Here is a 16,312-nt window from a genome sequence, read left to right as displayed (position 1 = left end):
CACTGCGGGGTCAGGCGACCGGCTGCGGCTCGCGTACCGGGAAGAACTTCAGCAGCGCCCAGCCGGTGGCGGCGAGCAGCGCCCAGCCGACCAGGCCGGTCAGGCCCGCGAGCACCTCGTTCGGCGGGGCGGCGGCGTCGCCGAGCAGCAGCACGGCGGGGGCGACGGCGTTGAGCGAGCCGTGCGCGACCACGGCGGGCCACACGCTGCCGCACCGCAGCCTCAGCCAGCCGAGGATCACACCGGCGAGCACGCAGAAGCCGGTGAAGAACAGCGCCGCCCAGGAGCCGAGGCGGGGGTAGTTGTAGCCGAGCAGGGTCAGCGGCGCGTGCCACAGCCCCCAGATCATGCCCGACAGCACCAGCCCGCGGAGCACGCCGTTGGAGGAGACGAGCCTGGGCGCCAGCCAGCCGCGCCAGCCCCACTCCTCGCCGAGCGCGGGCACGGCGTTGAGCACCGGGCCGATCGCGACGGCGACGACGAGTTGGGTGACGGCGGCCGTGCCGAGGTCGGCGGGCGGGGTGAGGCCCTGCGCCCGCAGCGCCTCGCGGTACAGGCTGAGGCCGCCCAGGTCGAGCGAGGCCGGGCCGAGCGCGGCGCTGAGCGCGAGCGCCAGCGCCACCAGCAGCGGCACGCCGAGCCACGCCCCGAGCACGAGCAGGCCGGTGCGGCCGCGGCGCGGGCCGAGGGTCAGCCCGGTCTCCCTCGCCCAGGCGCGGGCCGGGGTCCTGGTGAGGAGCCAGACGCCCAGCACGCCGATCGAGGGGGTGAACATCATGAGCGTGGCCAGCGCGGGAAGGAACGGCGTGTTCAGCCCGCCGCCGAGCCACAGGGGCAGCGCGACCGCCCACGACAGCGCGAGGGCGAGGACGAGGAAGAGGGGGAGCGGTTTCATGGCTTCACGCGGTCCTGGTCGAGGATGAGGGCGTGGACGGGCCCCGGTCGGGGATGAGGGCGTTGATGAGGGACGCGGCGCGGGCGGCGTCGTCGATGCTGACGGCGAGCTGTCCGCCCGAACGGTAGCGCAGGATCAGGCAGTCCCCGCCGCGCAGCATGATGGTGGCGGTGCCGGGGAAGCCGCGCAGGCCCCAGCCTCCGACCTGGCTCGGGTAGCGCGTCTCCGACCAGGCGGTGTCGATCTGCGACAGCCTGATCCTGCGCACGGGCCAGCCGAGCGGGCCGAACCCGATCGCGACGCCGTCCTCGGTCACCCGCACGCTGACGGACGAGGTGAACACGCCCGCCAGCAGCGCCAGGGCCAGCGCGGGCAGGGCGGCCGTGACGGTCTCGCCCTCGACCGCGCCGGTGAGCGAGAGCAGCGCGACGGCGGCGAGCCCGGCGGCCGCGACCGCGGTGAGCCCGGTCAGCCAGGGGTTGGAGACGCGGCCCACCCACACCGAGCGCCGGCCGGGGCCGAGCTTGAGCCTGGGCGGACGCTCGCCCTCGGGCGGGCGCTGGTCGGGCTCGCCCCTGCCGAGGCGGCCGGCGAGCGCGCCCGTCGCGGCGGCCAGGCCGAGGACGAGGGCGACGTGCCAGCCGGGCATGCGGGCGTCGCTCCAGGTGGGGGCGTCGAGGTTGGCCGCGAGGGACGACGCGGCGACGCCGAGGACGAACACGCCGCCGCCGAACAGCCCTCCCCAGAAGTACGTGCGGCTGAGCCTGCGGCGCAGCGCCCGCCCGTACAGGGCGATGCCGAAGGCCGAGCCCCACAGCAGCGCCCACAGGCCCAGGTCGCTCAGGACGTGGACGGTGAAGGACATCGAGCCGTCGGGGACGGAGCCGCTCCAGTGGGTGGCCAGGGGGTCGGGCAGCCGGTCGCGCAGCGCCAGCGGCACGCCGGCGAGCAGGGTGGCGACGAGCAGGCCCCACGACGCTGCGATGGCTCGGGGTGTCATGGAAGTCCCTCCAGGATGGTGATGAGGTCGTCACGGCCGTAGCCGTATCTCTTGGCCTCGTCCAGCAGCTCGCGGGCCCGCTGGGCGAGCAGGGCGCGGCCGTCGGCGCGGCCCGCGACGCTGACGCCGCGCCCGCGCCTGAACTCGAGCAGGCCCTCGTCGCGCAGGTCGCGCAGCGCGCGCAGGACGGTGTTGGGGTTGATGCCGAGTGCCTGCGCCAGGTCGCGGGCGGGTGGCAGGCGGTCGCCGGGGGCGTAGGCCCCTTCGCCGATCGCGCGGCGGATCGCCCCGGCGACCTGCTCGTGCAGGGGCCGGGCGTCGTTCAGATCGAGCGTGAGCAACATGGTGCTAATGACACTAGCACCATCAATTCTCCAGCGCGCAACGCGGTATTGGTGGGATGAACCCCTGTTTGTGAGTACGCAGAAACCGTGGATAGCATCGGTTTACGTGACCACTGTGCGGCTGAACTCAGCAGATCCAGTCTCCATCGACACCGACGCGTTGATCGTCGGCTTCAGGTCAGGCCAGGACGGCCTCAGCCCCGCAGCGGGCGCGGAAACCCTCGACACCGCCTTCGGAGGCGGCCTCGCCACCTCGCTCGCCGCGCTCGGCTTCGGCGGCAAGCCCGGTGAGCTGGCCAAGCTCCCCACCTTCGGCTCCATCGCCGCGCCGGTGCTGGTCGCCGTCGGCCTGGGCGACTCGCCCGACCTGGAAGGCCTGCGCCGTGCCGCAGGGGCCGCCGTACGGTCACTGGCGGGCACCGCCCGCGCCGCGCTCGCCCTGCCCGCGGGCACCGCCGAGGAGGCCGAGGCCGTGGCGCTCGGCGGCCTGCTCGGCGCCTACGCCTTCGACCGCTACCGCACGAACGGCGAGCGCAAGGAGCCCGTCGCCGAGCTGACCGTCGTCTCCGGCGCCGAGGGCGCGGAGCAGGTCGCCGAGCGCGCCGCGGTGCTCGCCGAGGCGGTCACGCTCGTGCGCGACCTGGTCAACACGCCGCCCTCCGACCTCAACCCGGCCAAGTTCGCCGAGATCGCCGAGCGCGCGGCCGCCGAGACCGGCCTGGGCGTCGAGATCCTCGACGAGAAGCAGCTCAAGGACGGCGGCTACGGCGGCCTCATCGGCGTCGGCCAGGGCTCGGCGAACCCGCCGCGGCTGGTCCGCCTGTCCTACACCCACCCCGAGGCGTCCAAGACGCTCGCGTTCGTGGGCAAGGGCATCACGTTCGACTCCGGCGGCCTGTCGCTGAAGCCATCGGCCTCCATGGACTGGATGAAGTCCGACATGAGCGGCGCGGGCGCGGTCTTCGGCGCCCTGGTCGGCATCGCCAGGCTCGGCCTGCCCGTCAACGCCGTGGGCTACCTCTGCCTGGCCGAGAACCTGCCGAGCGGCACCGCCCAGCGCCCGTCCGACGTCATCCGCAGCTACAGCGGCAAGACCGTGGAGGTGCTCGACACCGACGCCGAGGGCCGCCTGGTGCTCATGGACGGCATCGCGCGCGCCGCCCAGGACTCCCCCGACCTCATCGTGGACGTCGCCACCCTCACCGGCGCGCAGATCGTCGCGCTCGGCTGGCGCACCGCCGCCGTCATGGCCAACGACGACGCCGTCAGGGAGCTCGTCGTCGAGGCCGCCGGCGCCGCGGGCGAGGGCGCCTGGGGCATGCCCCTGCCCGAGGAGCTGCGCAAGGGCCTCGACTCCCCGGTCGCCGACATCGCCAACCTCCAGCCCGAGCGCTGGGGCGGCATGCTCGCGGCGGGCGTCTTCCTGAAGGAGTTCGTGCCCGACGGGGTGCGCTGGGCCCACATCGACATGGCCGGGCCCGCCTTCAACAAGGGCGAACCGTACGGCTACGTCCCGAAGGGCGGCACGGGGGCGATCACCCGCACGCTCATCGGTCTCGCCGAGCGGCACGCGAGCATCTGAAACCAATGAAAAGATGACGGCATCACGAACACCCCTACAAGGAGCCTTCCTGTGGCCTACGACATCGTCGTCCTAGGTGGCGGCAGCGGCGGTTACGCCTGCGCGCTCCGGGCGGCTGAGCTGGGCAAGTCGGTCGCCCTGATCGAAAAGGACAAGATCGGCGGCACCTGCCTCCACAGGGGATGCATCCCCACCAAGGCCCTGCTGCACTCGGCCGAGATCGCCGACGAGACCCGCGAGAGCGAGGCGTACGGCGTCAAGGCGCGCTTCGAGGGCATCGACGTCGCCGGTGTCCACGCGTTCAAGGACAAGATCGTCAACCGGGCCTGGAAGGGCGTCCAGGGCCTGCTGAAGGGCGCGGGCGTGACGATCGTCGAGGGCGAGGGCCGCCTGGTCGGGCCGGACCGCGTCCAGGTCGGCTCCGAGGTCTACGAAGGCCGCCACATCGTCCTGGCCACGGGCTCGGCTCCCCGGTCGCTGCCCGGCCTGGAGATCGACGGCGAGCGCGTCATCACCAGCGAGCACACGCTGAGGATGGACCGCGTCCCCACGTCGGTCATCGTGCTGGGCGGCGGCGTCATCGGCGTGGAGCTGGCGAGCGTCTACCGCTCGTTCGGCGCCGAGGTGACCATCGTCGAGGCGCTGCCCCACCTGCTGCCCACCGAGGAGGAGTCCAGCTCCAAGCTGCTGGAGCGCGCCTTCCGCCGCCGCGGCATCAAGTACGAGCTGGGCGTCTTCTTCGACAGCGCCAAGACCACCGAGACGGGCGTCGTCGTCACCCTGGCCAACGGCAAGACCCTCGACGCCGAGCTGCTGCTCGTGGCCGTCGGCCGCGGCGCCGTCTCCGGCGGCATGGGCTTCGAGGAGCAGGGCATCGCCATCGAGCGCGGCGCCGTCGTGGTCGACGAGCACTGCCGCACCTCGGTGCCGGGCGTGTACGCCATCGGCGACCTCATCCCCACGCTCCAGCTCGCGCACGCCGGGTTCGCCGAGGGCATCATGGTGGCCGAGCACATCGCGGGGCTCAACCCGCCGCCCATCGACTACGCGGGCGTCCCGCGCATCACCTATTCCGACCCCGAGGTGGCCTCCGTGGGCATCACCTCGAAGCAGGCCGCCGAGCGCGGCATCGAGATCGTCGAGCAGGTCTACGACCTCGCGGGCAACCCCAAGAGCCAGATCCTCGGCACCTCCGGCGCGGTGAAGGTCATCGCCCAGAAGGACGGCCCCGTCGTCGGCGTCCACATGGTGGGCCGGCGCATCGGCGAGCTCGTCACGGAGGGCCAGCTGATCTACAACTGGGAGGCGCTGCCCGCCGAGGTCGCCCAGCTCATCCACGCACACCCGACCCAGTCCGAGGCGGTCGGTGAGGCGATGCTGGCCCTGGCCGGCAAGCCTCTGCACGTACACAACTAGTCCAGCCCTCGAATCAGAACGCGAGAGAAGATAACGATGCCGGTCTCCGTACAGATGCCCCAGCTCGGCGAGAGCGTGACCGAGGGCACGGTAACCCGTTGGCTGAAGAAGGAGGGCGAGCGCGTCGAGGCCGACGAGCCGCTCCTCGAGGTCTCGACGGACAAGGTCGACACCGAGATCCCGTCGCCGTCGTCCGGCGTGCTGACCAAGATCGTCGTCGCCGAGGACGAGACGGTCGAGGTCGGCGCGGAGCTCGCGATCATCGACGAGAACGCGCAGGCCGGCGCCGCCGCCCCGGCCGCTCCCGCTCCCGCTCCCGCGCCCGCCGCGCAGCCGGCTCCGGCTCCCGCCCCCGAGCCCGCCCCGGCGCCCGCCGCCCCGGTGTCCTCGATCCCGCAGCCCGCCCCGGCCGCTCCGGCTCCGGCTCCGGCTCCGCAGGCCGCGCCCGCCCCGGCTCCCGCCGCCGCCCCGCCGGTGCAGCAGCCCGCGCCGGTCGCCCAGGCGCCCGAGGCCGCCCCGGTGTCCGGCGGCGAGAGCCCGTACGTCACGCCGCTGGTGCGCAAGCTCGCCGCCGAGCACGGCGTCGACCTGGAGGCGATCAGCGGCACCGGCGTCGGCGGCCGCATCCGCAAGCAGGACGTCCTGGAGGCCGCCAAGGCCAAGCGCGAGCAGGCCGCCCAGGCCCCCGCCGCGCAGGCCGCCGCCCCGGCCGCCCAGGCGCCCGCCGCCCAGGCCCCGGTCGCCGCCGCGCCCGAGCCCGTCCAGGTCGACACCACGCTGCGCGGCCGCACCGAGAAGATGTCGCGCCTGCGCCAGACGATGTCGAAGCGCCTGGTCGAGTCGCTGCAGACGGCCGCCCAGCTCACCACCGTGGTCGAGGTCGACGTCACCAAGATCGCGCGGCTGCGCGAGCAGGCCAAGGACGACTTCCTGCGCCGCGAGGGCGTCAAGCTGTCGTTCATGCCGTTCTTCGAGATGGCCGCCATCGAGGCGCTCAAGCAGCACCCCAAGCTCAACGCGACGATCAACAACGAGACCATGGAGGTCACGTACTTCGACGTCGAGCACCTGGGCATCGCGGTCGACACCGACCGCGGCCTCATCGCGGCGGTCATCAAGAACGCCGGCGACCTCAACCTGGCCGGCCTCGCCCGCAAGACCGCCGACCTGGCCGAGCGCACCCGCGCCAACAAGGTGACCCCCGACGAGATCACCGGCGGCACGTTCACGCTCACCAACACCGGCAGCCGCGGCGCGCTGTTCGACACGCCGATCCTCAACCAGCCGCAGGTCGGCATGCTGGGCACCGGCGCCGTCGTCAAGCGGCCCGTCGTGATCGACACGCCCGAGGGCGAGGTCATCGCGGTGCGCTCGATGGTGTACCTGGCGCTCACCTACGACCACCGCCTGGTCGACGGCGCCGACGCCGCGCGCTTCCTCACCACGGTCAAGCGCCGCCTGGAGGAGGGCCGCTTCGAGGCCCAGCTCGGGCTCGCCTGACGCGGTGGCACCCCGTGCCGGGGCCGGGCGGCTTTCCGCCCGGCCCCGCGCCGTTTCTCACCTCGTTCCTCGCCGCGCTTCTTGCCCCGTTCCTTGCCCGCGCCGTCGCCGTCCGGTCATCGCCTCCGGGGGGCCGCGGCGTACGGTTGGAGCATGGCGATCATTGTGACGGGCGCGTCCGGCCTGCTCGGCACGGCGCTGACGCGGGCGCTGCGGGCCGAGGGCCGCGAGGTCGTCGCCCTGGTACGGCGGGAGCCGCGCGGCCCCGGTGAGGCGTTCTGGCAGCCCAGGGACGGCACCGTGGACCGCGCTGCCCTGGAGGGGGCCGAGGCCGTCGTCCACCTCGCGGGCGCGCCCGTCGCGGAGCGGCGGTGGAGCGAGGCGTACAAGCGCGAGCTGGTCGGCAGCCGCGTGCAGGGCACCCGCGTGCTGGTCGGGGCGCTGCGCGAGCTGTCGCGGCCGCCCACGGTGCTCGTGTCGGCGTCCGGCGTCGACTTCTACGGCGACACCGGCGACGCGATCGTGGACGAGAGCACCCCGAAGGGCCGGGGGTTCCTGTCCGACCTGTGCGAGCAGTGGGAGGGCGAGGCGCGGCGGGCCGCCGAGTGGGGCGTGCGCACCGCGCAGCTGCGCACGGGGCTGGTGCTCAGCGGCGAGGGCGGCGCGCTCGGCCGCATGCTGCCGCTGTTCCGCATGGGCCTCGGGGCGCCGCTCGGCACGGGGAAGCAGTTCTGGTCGTGGATCGCCGTGGACGACTGGGTGGGCGCCACCCTTCACATCCTGAAGAACCAGGACGTGGAGGGGCCGGTGAACCTCACCTCCCCCACCCCGGTCACGAACGAGGAGTTCACCAGGACCCTGGGCAAGGCGCTGCGCAAGGGCACGATGCCGATGCCCGTGCCCGCCTTCGCGCTGTCCGTGGGCCTCGGCGAGTTCGCCAGGGAGGGCCTGCTCTCCGGCCACCGCGTCCTGCCCGCGAAGCTGCTGGACAGCGGGTATCGATTCGCCCATACCCGCCTCGACGAGGCGCTGAGCGCCGTACTCTAGGTGCCGTTCGTCCTTCGCCAGGGGGTTGCAGACAATGACCAGGTCCGGCCAGTCGCACATTCTCGCCATCGGGGGCGGCTCGTTCCGCCCGAGTTCCCGCCACGGCTTCATCGAGGCGAGCGGGCTGCTCCGCTACGCCCTCGACCTCACCGGCCAGGACCGCCCCAAGCTCGGCCTCCTGGCCACCGCCACGGGCGACGACTCCGACTGGCTGCTCAAGATGTACGGCGCCTTCGCCGGCTGGGACGTCGAGATCAGCCACCTGACCGTCTTCCCCATGCCCAACGTCGACGACCCGCGCGCCTGGATGCTCGACCAGGACATGATCTACGTCAGCGGCGGCAGCGTGGCCAACCTCATGGCGCTGTGGCGGCTGCACGGCCTCGACGAGGCGTTCGAGGAGGCGTGGCGGTCCGGCGTGGTGCTGTCGGGCCAGAGCGCGGGCGCGCTGTGCTGGCACGTCGGCGGCAACACCGACTCGTTCGGCCCCGAGCTGCGGCCCTGGGCCGAGGGGCTGGCGCTGCTGCCGTACTCGTGCGGCGTCCACTACGACTCCGACCCGCAGCGCCGCTCGCTCCTGCACCGTTCGGTCGCCGACGGCGAGCTGCCCGCCGGCTACGCCGCCGACGAGGGCGTGGGCCTGCACTACGTGGGCACCGAGTTCATCCAGGCGGTGTCGGTCACGCCGGGCGGCGGGGCGTACCGGGTGGAGCCCGACGGCGGCAACGGCGTGAAGGAGTTCAGGATCGAGCCCCGGCTGCTGACCGCCTGAATTACCCTTGATGCGTGACGGAACGGCACAATGGCCCCATGCGCCCCATCCACGGGGTCGATCCCCACGCACTCGCCATCGTCCGTCTCGGTGTGGACGTCCCCTACGAGCAGGCGTGGGCGCTGCAGCGCTGGGTCCACGACAAGCGCGTCGCGGGTGAGCTGACCGACACCGTCCTCGTCCTGGAGCACGCGCCCGTGTACACGGCGGGCAAGCGCACGGCGCCCCACGAGCGGCCCGCCGACGGCACCCCTGTCGTCGACGTCGACCGCGGCGGCCGCGTCACCTGGCACGGCCCCGGGCAGCTCGTCGCCTACCCGATCGTCGCCGTCTCCGACATCACCTCGTACGTCTGCCGCCTGGAGGACACCATGATCCAGGTGTGCGCCGACTTCGGGGTGACGGCGCGGCGCGTGCAGGGCCGTCCCGGGGTGTGGGCGGCGGGCGACACCGCGCTCGGCCTGCCCGACCGGCAGCTCGGCGCGGTCGGCATCCGCGTCTCGCGCGGCGTGACCATGCACGGCTTCGCCCTCAACTGCGCCAACGACCCCCGCTGGTTCAACCGGATCTCGCCGTGCGGCTTCTCCGACGCCGGGGTGTCGTCGCTGTCGGCCGAGACGGGACGCCGCATCGTGGTCGAGGAGGTCATGCCGATCGCGGAGAAGCGGCTGGCCGAGGCGCTGGGGCTGGAGTCGTTCGAGCTGCACGAGGAAGACCTGCTGCGCGGCCGGTGAGCGCCGGGACAGCGGTGCAGGCGGCGGCGACCCCGGCGAGGTAACCGAATCGGCACCGAACAGCGCTGAAAACGCGGTCCGCCCCGGCCTACGATCGCCCGTGTGAAGCGTGCGCTCGCTCTCCTCCTGGCGTCACTGGTGCACCTGCTGACGCTGGCGTTCTTCGCCGCGGGCGGCTGGACGATCGTGGTCAGCGGCGGGTCCCTCGCCGGCTGGCTGCTCGGTGGCCTGGCGGTGGCCGTGGGCTGGGTGCTGCGCCCGCGCCTCGGCCGGCTGCCCTCCGACGCGGACGTCCTCGACCGCTCCGCCGCCCCCTCCCTGTACGCCCTCGCCGGGCGCGTGGCCGACCGGGTCGGCGTCGGACGGCCCGTGCGGGTCGCGGTGAGGGACCTGTCGCTGGAGGCCCGCTACGAGCACCTGGGCCTGCTGCGGACCCCGGCGCTGACGATCGGCCTGCCGCTGTGGCTGGCGCTGTCGCCCCGGCGGCGGGTGGCGCTGCTGGCCGCCGCCTGCTCGCGCGTCCCCTCCGGCGACGAGGTCGTCGTGGAGACCGCGCTCGGCACCCTCGCCGCCTGGCGCGACGCCCTGGTGGGGGCCGCGCCGCTGCGGGCCAGGGAGGAGGCGCAGACCACGATCGCCTCGGCGTCGCTCGGCGCGGTCGACCATCCGGGCACCACGTACGAGGTGATGGGGTTCTTCGGCCGGATCATCGGCCGGGTGCTGGGCGGGCCCGTCCTGCTGACGGAGTACGTGCTGAAGCGGCTGGCGCGGGCCGGCGACGGGCGGGCGCGGGACCGGGCGCGGGCGAGGGCGCTGCGGGCGGCGTCCGCGGCGGAGCTGGACGAGCTGGACGCCCTGATGGCGCGCGGCGGCTACCTGGCCCCGATGCAGGCGGCGGCGCTGCGGGGCGAGAGCGTGTCGGCGATCAGGCAGGGCGTGCTGGCCCGCTCCAGGCTCACCGACGATGGCGTGCTGGACGAGGCGCCGCGGTCGGAGCTGCTCGACGCCGCCGAGTCGGACCGCGTCGACGCCGAGCTGCAGCCGCACTACGCCAGGGCGGTGCGCGGCTTCGGCCTCATCAGCTGACCCCCGCCCCCTGGAGAGTCAGGGCGCGGCGAGACGTAAGCTGGGCTGGTGACCGTTGCTCCTGAAGGCAGAAAGCTCCTCCGCCTGGAGGTGCGCAATGCCGAGACCCCTATCGAGCGCAAGCCCCCGTGGATCAAGACCAAGCTGAGGACGGGCCCCGAGTACTCCGAGCTGAAATCGCTCGTGCGCCGGGAGGGCCTGCACACGGTCTGTGAAGAGGCGGGCTGTCCCAACATCTACGAGTGCTGGGAGGACCGCGAGGCGACGTTCCTCATCGGCGGCGACCAGTGCACGCGCCGCTGCGACTTCTGCCAGATCGACACCGGCAAGCCCAAGGAGTACGACAAGGACGAGCCGCGCCGGGTCGCCGAGTCGGTCCAGCAGATGGGCCTGAAGTACGCCACCGTCACCGGCGTGGCCCGCGACGACCTGCCCGACGGCGGCGCCTGGCTGTACGCCGAGACGGCCAGGCAGATCCACGCGCTGCTGCCCGGCTGCGGCGTCGAGCTGCTGGTGCCCGACTTCAACGGCAACCGCGACCAGCTCGGCGAGGTCTTCTCCAGCAAGCCCGAGGTGTTCGCCCACAACGTCGAGACGGTGCCGCGCATCTTCAAGCGCATCCGCCCGGCGTTCCGCTACGAGCGTTCCCTCGATGTGATCACGATGGCCAGGGAGGCCGGGCTGGTCACCAAGTCGAACCTCATCCTCGGCATGGGCGAGACCCGCGAGGAGGTCGTCGAGGCGATGCGCGACCTGCACGCCGCCGGCACCGACCTGCTGACGATCACGCAGTACCTGCGGCCGACGCCGCGCCACCACCCGGTGGAGCGGTGGGTCAAGCCGGAGGAGTTCGTCGAGCTGCAGGCCGAGGCCGAGGCCATCGGGTTCGCGGGCGTGATGTCGGGGCCGCTGGTGCGCTCGTCGTACCGGGCGGGCCGGCTCTACCAGCAGGCCATCGCGGCCCGCGAGAACGCCTGAGACAGGTCCCTGGCCGTCCGGCGGTGACGCCGGACCCCGTCGCGAGAGCCCCCGGGCGCGTCCGCTCGGGGGCTCTCGCGTGTCCGGGCCCGCGCCGGTCAGGCGGTGAAGAAGCGGGTGAGGAGGTCCGCGAGGGCGGCCGGGTCGAGGGCGCCGTGCGCCTGGCCCTCCAGGGTGTGCAGGCGGGCGTCGGGCAGGGCGGCGGTGACGGCCGCCGCCGCGTCGCGCATCCTGGGCGAGCTCTCCGAGCCGGCGAGCACGAGCACCGGCACGCCGACCCCCGCGAGCCGCTCGGCGGGGACGGGCCCGGGGCCGACGACGGCCGCCTCGTACGCCAGGGTGTGCGCGACGTCCTCCATCGCCGCCCAGAACGGCTGCGCGCGCATCTGGGCGACCATCTCGGCGGGCAGGTCGGCGCCGCCGGTCAGGAACAGCTCGACGGCCTGGTCGCGGAAGCCTGACTCGACGAGCGCGGTGAGCTCCTTCTCCCCCGGCAGCGGCGGCCTGGCCGGGTCGGTGACGTACGGGGGCTCGAACACGGCCAGCCGGGTGATGGGCAGGCCGCGCGCGGCGGCCTCCAGGGCGAGCGCGCCGCCGGACGACCCGCCGAAGACCAGCGCCTCCCCTCCCAGGGCGGCGACGAGCGCGGCGAGGTCGTCGACCTCACGCTCGACCGCGTACGGGTGGACGTCGCCGCTGTCGCCCCTGCCGCGCCGGTCGTAGACGCAGACGGTGAAGGAGGGGGCGAGCAGGGCGGCCAGGCCGGCGAGCGTGGGCTCGCGCCTGTCGCCGAAGGCGCCGCCGACGAGGACGACCGCGGGGCCCTCGCCGGTGCGGTCGTAGGCGATGGGGGTGCCGTCGGCGGACGTGACGTGCTGCAAGGGAGTCTCCTCGGTTCGGGGGGAAGGGGGGTGGTCGTGCGGCCGGGCCCGCAGGGCGCGCTTGGGGCGACCGGGCGAAGGGTCATCGTTCGGCCGCGCCGCCGATGACGGGTTTGACGTCGAGGACCGGGGTGCCGTCGAGTGCCTCCAGGTCGCGTACGCGCATCCTGAGGCCCTCGACGGCGGCGATCCGCACGCGGTGGAGGCCGATCGGGTTGGGGCGGTCGGGCGCGCGGGTGCTGAAGACGCCCTGCGGCGGCCTGGCGGTGTCGCCGCGCGGGTGGACCACGAGGGTCTTCCTGTCGGCCCTGTCGAGCCAGGTGAACACCAGGACGTCCATGCCTTCGCGCAGGTCGCGCAGCCCTTCGCGGACGTGCTCGCCGAACACCAGCCACGCCTCCGGCGCCCCTTCGTCGCCCTGTCTGGGCGCCTGGCGGCGTTCGGTGAGCGGCGACTCGACCTGCCCGATCGGCTCCAGCGTGAACTCCATGGCCCCGCTCCTCGTCTGATCAGTTCTCCGTTCCGGATCCACTGTGCCGCCCGGCACCGACAGAAGTCCAAGATATGGTCGATATGCGGAGGCATAAGGGGTTCTTATGGAATTGCGGCAGTTGCTGTACATGGTGGCGACCGCGGAGGAGTCCAGCTTCACCCGCGCCGCCGCGCGGGTCAGGGTGGCGCAGCCCGCGGTGAGCCAGCAGATCGCGCAGCTCGAACGCGAGCTCGGCCAGCGCCTGTTCGACCGCTCCGAGCGGCGGGTCAGGCTGACGCCGGCCGGCGAGGCGTTCCTGCCGCACGCCAAGGCCGTGCTGGAGGCGGCCGCCGCCGGGCGCGACGCCGTCGACTCCCTCCGGGGCGTGCTGGCGGGCAGGCTCACGGTCGGGACGGTCCCCGTGCCGCCCGCGTGGCTGCTCGACCTGCTCGCCGCGTTCCGCCGGCGGCACCCCCGGGTGAGGCTGACCCTGCGCACCGGCGACCCGGAGGGCCTGGCGTCCGAGGTGGCGTCGGGCGCGCTGGACCTGGCGCTCATCGGCGTGGCGGCCGCCCGGCTGCCCGCCGGGCCAGCCGGGCAGCGGCTGCGGGCCGGGCTGGCCAGCCGCACCGTGTCGGCCGAGCCCCTGGTGGTGGCGGTCGCCCCCGGGCATCCCCTGGCCGCCGCGTCCGAGACGACCGTCGCCGCGCTGCGCGGCGAGCCCCTGCTCACGCTCACCCACGGCTCCGGGCTGCGGGCGGCGCTCATCGCGGCCTGCTCGGAGGCGGGTTTCCTGCCCGACGTCCACACGGAGACCGACGACCTCACCCTCCTCGCCGACCTGGCCGCGCGGGGGTTCGGCGCGGCGCTCATGCCGAGGTCGGCGGCCGAGCGGTCGCGCCCGCCGCTCGCCGTGGTGCCGCTGGCCGGGCCCGCGCTGCTGCGCACGACGGCGCTGGTGTGGCCGCGCGACCGGGTCACCGCGCCCGCGCGGGCCTTCCTCGACCTCTGCGACGAGGACCTCCATGATGAGGACCTCCGTGATGAGGTCCTCCGTGATGAGGACCTCCGCGACGAGCCGGACGGACAGGGCAGATAACGCAAAGGTCACAAACCTATCGGTCACTCGGTTTCGTGGTGAACACTGGCCGCGTGGACTTCGACGCTCTCATCGCCGCGCTGGACCTGCCCACCAAGATCCGCCTGCTCACCGGGGCCGACATGTGGTCGCTGCCGCCGGTGCCCGAGATCGGCCTCGACAGGATCGTCATGAGCGACGGCCCCATCGGGGTGCGCGGCGAGCGGTGGACCGCCGCCGACCCCTCCGTCGCGCTGCCCAGCCCCACCGCGCTGGCCGCCACCTGGGACACCGGCCTGGTCAGGCGCGCCGGGCTGCTGCTCGCCCAGGAGGCCAGGCGCAAGGGGGTGCACGTGCTGCTCGCGCCCACGATCAACCTGCACCGCTCGCCGCTCGGCGGCCGGCACTTCGAGTGCTTCTCCGAGGACCCGTACCTGACCGGTGAGATCGGGGCCGCGTACGTCGAGGGCGTGCAGGCGGGCGGCGTGGCGGCCACGCCCAAGCACTTCGTCGCCAACGACTCCGAGACCGACCGCTTCACCGTGGACGTGCGGGTGAGCGAGAAGACGCTGCGCGAGGTGTACCTGCGGCCCTTCGAGCGGGTCGTCGGCGCCGGGGCGTGGGCGCTGATGACGGCGTACAACACGGTGAACGGCACCACGATGACCGAGCACGCGGAGCTGGTGCACGGAGTGCTGAAGGGCGAGTGGGGCTTCGACGGCACGGTCGTGTCCGACTGGACGGCCGTGCGCAGCACCGAGGCCGCCGCGCTGGGCGGCACCGACGTCGCCATGCCGGGCCCCCACGGCCCCTGGGGCGATCGGCTGGAGGCGGCCGTGCGCGAGGGCCGCGTCCCCGAGTCGGCGGTGGACGAGCGGGTACGGCGGATCCTGCTCCTGGCCGCCCGCACGGGCGCGCTGCGCGACCCCGGCCGCTCCCCCGCGGACGCCCCGCAGGGCCCGGGGACGGGCGGGGCCGCCATTGACGGCGTGGCGCTGGCCCGTGAGGTGGCCGTGCGCGGCTTCACCCTGCTGGCCAACGACGGCCTGCTGCCCCTGAGCGGCGTGGCAAGCGTCGCCCTGATCGGGTCCGCCGCCGACGAGGCCAGGGTGATGGGCGGCGGCAGCGCGCAGGTCTTCCCCGACCGGGTCGTCTCCCCGCTGGAGGGCCTGCGGGCACGGCCGGGCGTCGAGGTGCGGTACGCGCTCGGCACCGACCCGCGCGTCCGCCTGGCGCCGCTCGCCGTGCCCGCGACCGCGCAGTTCCTGGACCGCGACGGCGCCGTGCTCGCCGAGGAGCCGCTGGCGGCGGCCGAGGCCCGCTGGATCGGGACGCTCCCCCCGGCCGTGGACGGCGCGCGCCTCGCCGCGGTACGGCTGCGCGCCGCCTACACGCCGCCCGTGTCGGGCGAGCACGAGCTGTCGATCGCGGGCGTCGGCGCGTTCACCGTGACGGTGGACGGCGCGACCGTCTTCGACGCGGTCGTCGAGCCCGACGGCGACGACCCGGCCGCGGCGTTCCTCGCGCCGCCCGAGCGCCGGGTGAAGGTCCCGCTGGCCGCCGGGCGCGCGTACGAGCTGGCCGTGACGCACCCGGCGGGCGCGTTCGGCGGGATGACGTTCGTCGCGTTCACGCTCGGGCACGCCGCGCCGCGGGCCGGTGAGGACGAGCTGATCGCCGAGGCGGCGCGGCTCGCGGCGGACAGCGACGTGGCCGTCGTGGTCGCCTCGACCACGCCCGAGGTGGAGAGCGAGGGCTTCGACCGCGAGCACCTGCGGCTGCCCGGCCGCCAGGACGACCTGATCCGCGCCGTGGCCGCCGCGAACCCGCGCACCGTGGTCGTGGTGAACGCCGGGTCGCCGGTCGAGACGCCGTGGCTGGAGGAGGTGGCGGCCGTGCTGCTGACCTGGTTCCCCGGGCAGGAGGCGGGCGCGGCGCTCGCGGACGTCCTGTTCGGCGACGCCGAGCCGGGCGGGCGGCTGCCGACCACCTGGCCCGCCCGCCTGGAGGACGCCCCGGTGACCGCCGTCGAGCCCGTGGACGGGGTGCTCGCCTACGACGAGGGCGTCCACATCGGCTACGACGCGTGGCAGCGGTCGGGGCGGGCCCCGGCGTTCTGGTTCGGCCACGGCCTCGGCTACACGACCTGGTCGTACGGCGCCGTCACGGCGCAGGGCGACGGCGGCGCCGTCGCGGTGACGGTCGCCGTCACCAACACCGGCGACCGGCCCGGCCGCGAGGTGGTGCAGGTGTACGTCTCCCGCGACGGCTCGGGACGGCGGCTGGCGGGCTTCGACGTGGTGGAGGCCGACCCCGGCCAGACCGTGGTCACGACGGTCCGGCTGCCGGAGCGGGCCCTGCAGGAGTGGACGGACGGCGCCTGGCGCGCGGTGCCGGGCCCGCACACGGTCACGGCCGCCAGGAACGCCGCGGATCCCGGCCTCGGCACGGTCGTCGAGGTGTGAACCGGCCGCGGAATCGCCGGTCACGTTTTCCTTACCGCACCAGTTGGTTTGTATCCTTCTGA

At 74.2% G+C, this 16,312-nt stretch carries 15 protein-coding genes; 10 read left to right on the top strand and 5 right to left on the bottom strand.

Annotated elements, in window-relative coordinates:
* Positions 1-10: 10 nt before the first annotated feature.
* Genes BMX74_RS09640 through BMX74_RS09630 form a run of 3 tightly spaced genes read right to left on the bottom strand, consistent with a single transcriptional unit; the run spans position 11 to position 2,239 of the window.
* Positions 11-895, bottom strand: a complete 885-nt coding sequence (locus tag BMX74_RS09640; protein ID WP_091099770.1) for a CPBP family intramembrane glutamic endopeptidase — start codon at positions 893-895, stop codon at positions 11-13.
* A 4-nt stretch (positions 896-899) separates the two neighbouring features.
* Positions 900-1,895 (bottom strand): hypothetical protein, encoded by a 996-nt coding sequence (locus BMX74_RS09635; protein WP_055503243.1) that lies wholly within the window; start codon positions 1,893-1,895, stop codon positions 900-902.
* A complete protein-coding gene (locus BMX74_RS09630; protein WP_055503244.1) occupies positions 1,892-2,239 on the bottom strand; it encodes a GntR family transcriptional regulator in 348 nt (115 codons plus the stop codon). The genes BMX74_RS09635 and BMX74_RS09630 overlap by 4 nt, the downstream gene beginning before the upstream one ends.
* A gap of 106 nt (positions 2,240-2,345) precedes the next feature.
* Here BMX74_RS09630 and BMX74_RS09625 point away from each other — a divergent pair, with 106 nt between their 5' ends.
* The 8 genes from BMX74_RS09625 to lipA all read left to right on the top strand — a co-directional run bounded on the left by BMX74_RS09625 (position 2,346) and on the right by lipA (position 11,354).
* Positions 2,346-3,821 carry a leucyl aminopeptidase gene (locus BMX74_RS09625; protein ID WP_055503245.1) on the top strand — a complete coding sequence of 492 codons (1,476 nt, stop codon included), beginning with the start codon at positions 2,346-2,348 and terminating at the stop codon, positions 3,819-3,821.
* Positions 3,822-3,872: 51 nt separating this feature from the next.
* Entirely contained in the window at positions 3,873-5,237 is a 1,365-nt protein-coding gene (gene lpdA / locus BMX74_RS09620) for a dihydrolipoyl dehydrogenase (RefSeq protein WP_055503246.1), read from the top strand.
* A 36-nt stretch (positions 5,238-5,273) separates the two neighbouring features.
* Positions 5,274-6,737 (top strand): 2-oxoglutarate dehydrogenase, E2 component, dihydrolipoamide succinyltransferase, encoded by a 1,464-nt coding sequence (gene sucB / locus BMX74_RS09615; RefSeq protein ID WP_091099767.1) that lies wholly within the window; start codon positions 5,274-5,276, stop codon positions 6,735-6,737.
* A 153-nt stretch (positions 6,738-6,890) separates the two neighbouring features.
* On the top strand, positions 6,891-7,784 hold the full coding sequence (locus BMX74_RS09610) for a TIGR01777 family oxidoreductase (RefSeq protein WP_091099765.1): 894 nt from the start codon (positions 6,891-6,893) through the stop codon (positions 7,782-7,784).
* Between the two features lie 34 nt (positions 7,785-7,818).
* Positions 7,819-8,556, top strand: coding sequence for a Type 1 glutamine amidotransferase-like domain-containing protein (locus BMX74_RS09605; protein WP_055503249.1), 738 nt, complete (start codon positions 7,819-7,821; stop codon positions 8,554-8,556).
* A gap of 38 nt (positions 8,557-8,594) precedes the next feature.
* A complete protein-coding gene (lipB, locus tag BMX74_RS09600; protein WP_091099763.1) occupies positions 8,595-9,290 on the top strand; it encodes a lipoyl(octanoyl) transferase LipB in 696 nt (231 codons plus the stop codon).
* 102 nt (positions 9,291-9,392) lie between these two features.
* Positions 9,393-10,376 carry a M48 family metallopeptidase gene (locus BMX74_RS09595; protein WP_091099762.1) on the top strand — a complete coding sequence of 328 codons (984 nt, stop codon included), beginning with the start codon at positions 9,393-9,395 and terminating at the stop codon, positions 10,374-10,376.
* 48 nt (positions 10,377-10,424) lie between these two features.
* On the top strand, positions 10,425-11,354 hold the full coding sequence (gene lipA / locus BMX74_RS09590) for a lipoyl synthase (RefSeq protein WP_055503252.1): 930 nt from the start codon (positions 10,425-10,427) through the stop codon (positions 11,352-11,354).
* 98 nt (positions 11,355-11,452) lie between these two features.
* Here the strand turns inward: lipA and BMX74_RS09585 are convergent, their stop codons facing one another.
* The gene (locus BMX74_RS09585; protein WP_091099756.1) at positions 11,453-12,235 is read right to left on the bottom strand and encodes an alpha/beta fold hydrolase; all 783 of its coding nucleotides are present in this window, start codon (positions 12,233-12,235) and stop codon (positions 11,453-11,455) included.
* Positions 12,236-12,317: 82 nt separating this feature from the next.
* Positions 12,318-12,725, bottom strand: a complete 408-nt coding sequence (tsaA, locus tag BMX74_RS09580; RefSeq protein WP_055503254.1) for a tRNA (N6-threonylcarbamoyladenosine(37)-N6)-methyltransferase TrmO — start codon at positions 12,723-12,725, stop codon at positions 12,318-12,320.
* Positions 12,726-12,831: 106 nt separating this feature from the next.
* Here tsaA and BMX74_RS09575 point away from each other — a divergent pair, with 106 nt between their 5' ends.
* The gene (locus tag BMX74_RS09575) at positions 12,832-13,806 is read left to right on the top strand and encodes a LysR family transcriptional regulator (protein WP_091099754.1); all 975 of its coding nucleotides are present in this window, start codon (positions 12,832-12,834) and stop codon (positions 13,804-13,806) included.
* A gap of 53 nt (positions 13,807-13,859) precedes the next feature.
* The gene (locus tag BMX74_RS09570) at positions 13,860-16,250 is read left to right on the top strand and encodes a glycoside hydrolase family 3 protein (protein ID WP_091099751.1); all 2,391 of its coding nucleotides are present in this window, start codon (positions 13,860-13,862) and stop codon (positions 16,248-16,250) included.
* Positions 16,251-16,312 lie beyond the last annotated feature (62 nt).

This window comes from Nonomuraea pusilla (assembly GCF_900109355.1).
GTDB lineage: Bacteria > Actinomycetota > Actinomycetes > Streptosporangiales > Streptosporangiaceae > Nonomuraea > Nonomuraea pusilla.
Note: the sequence above shows the minus strand (reverse complement) of the source record. Positions and strands in the feature narration are given on the sequence as shown.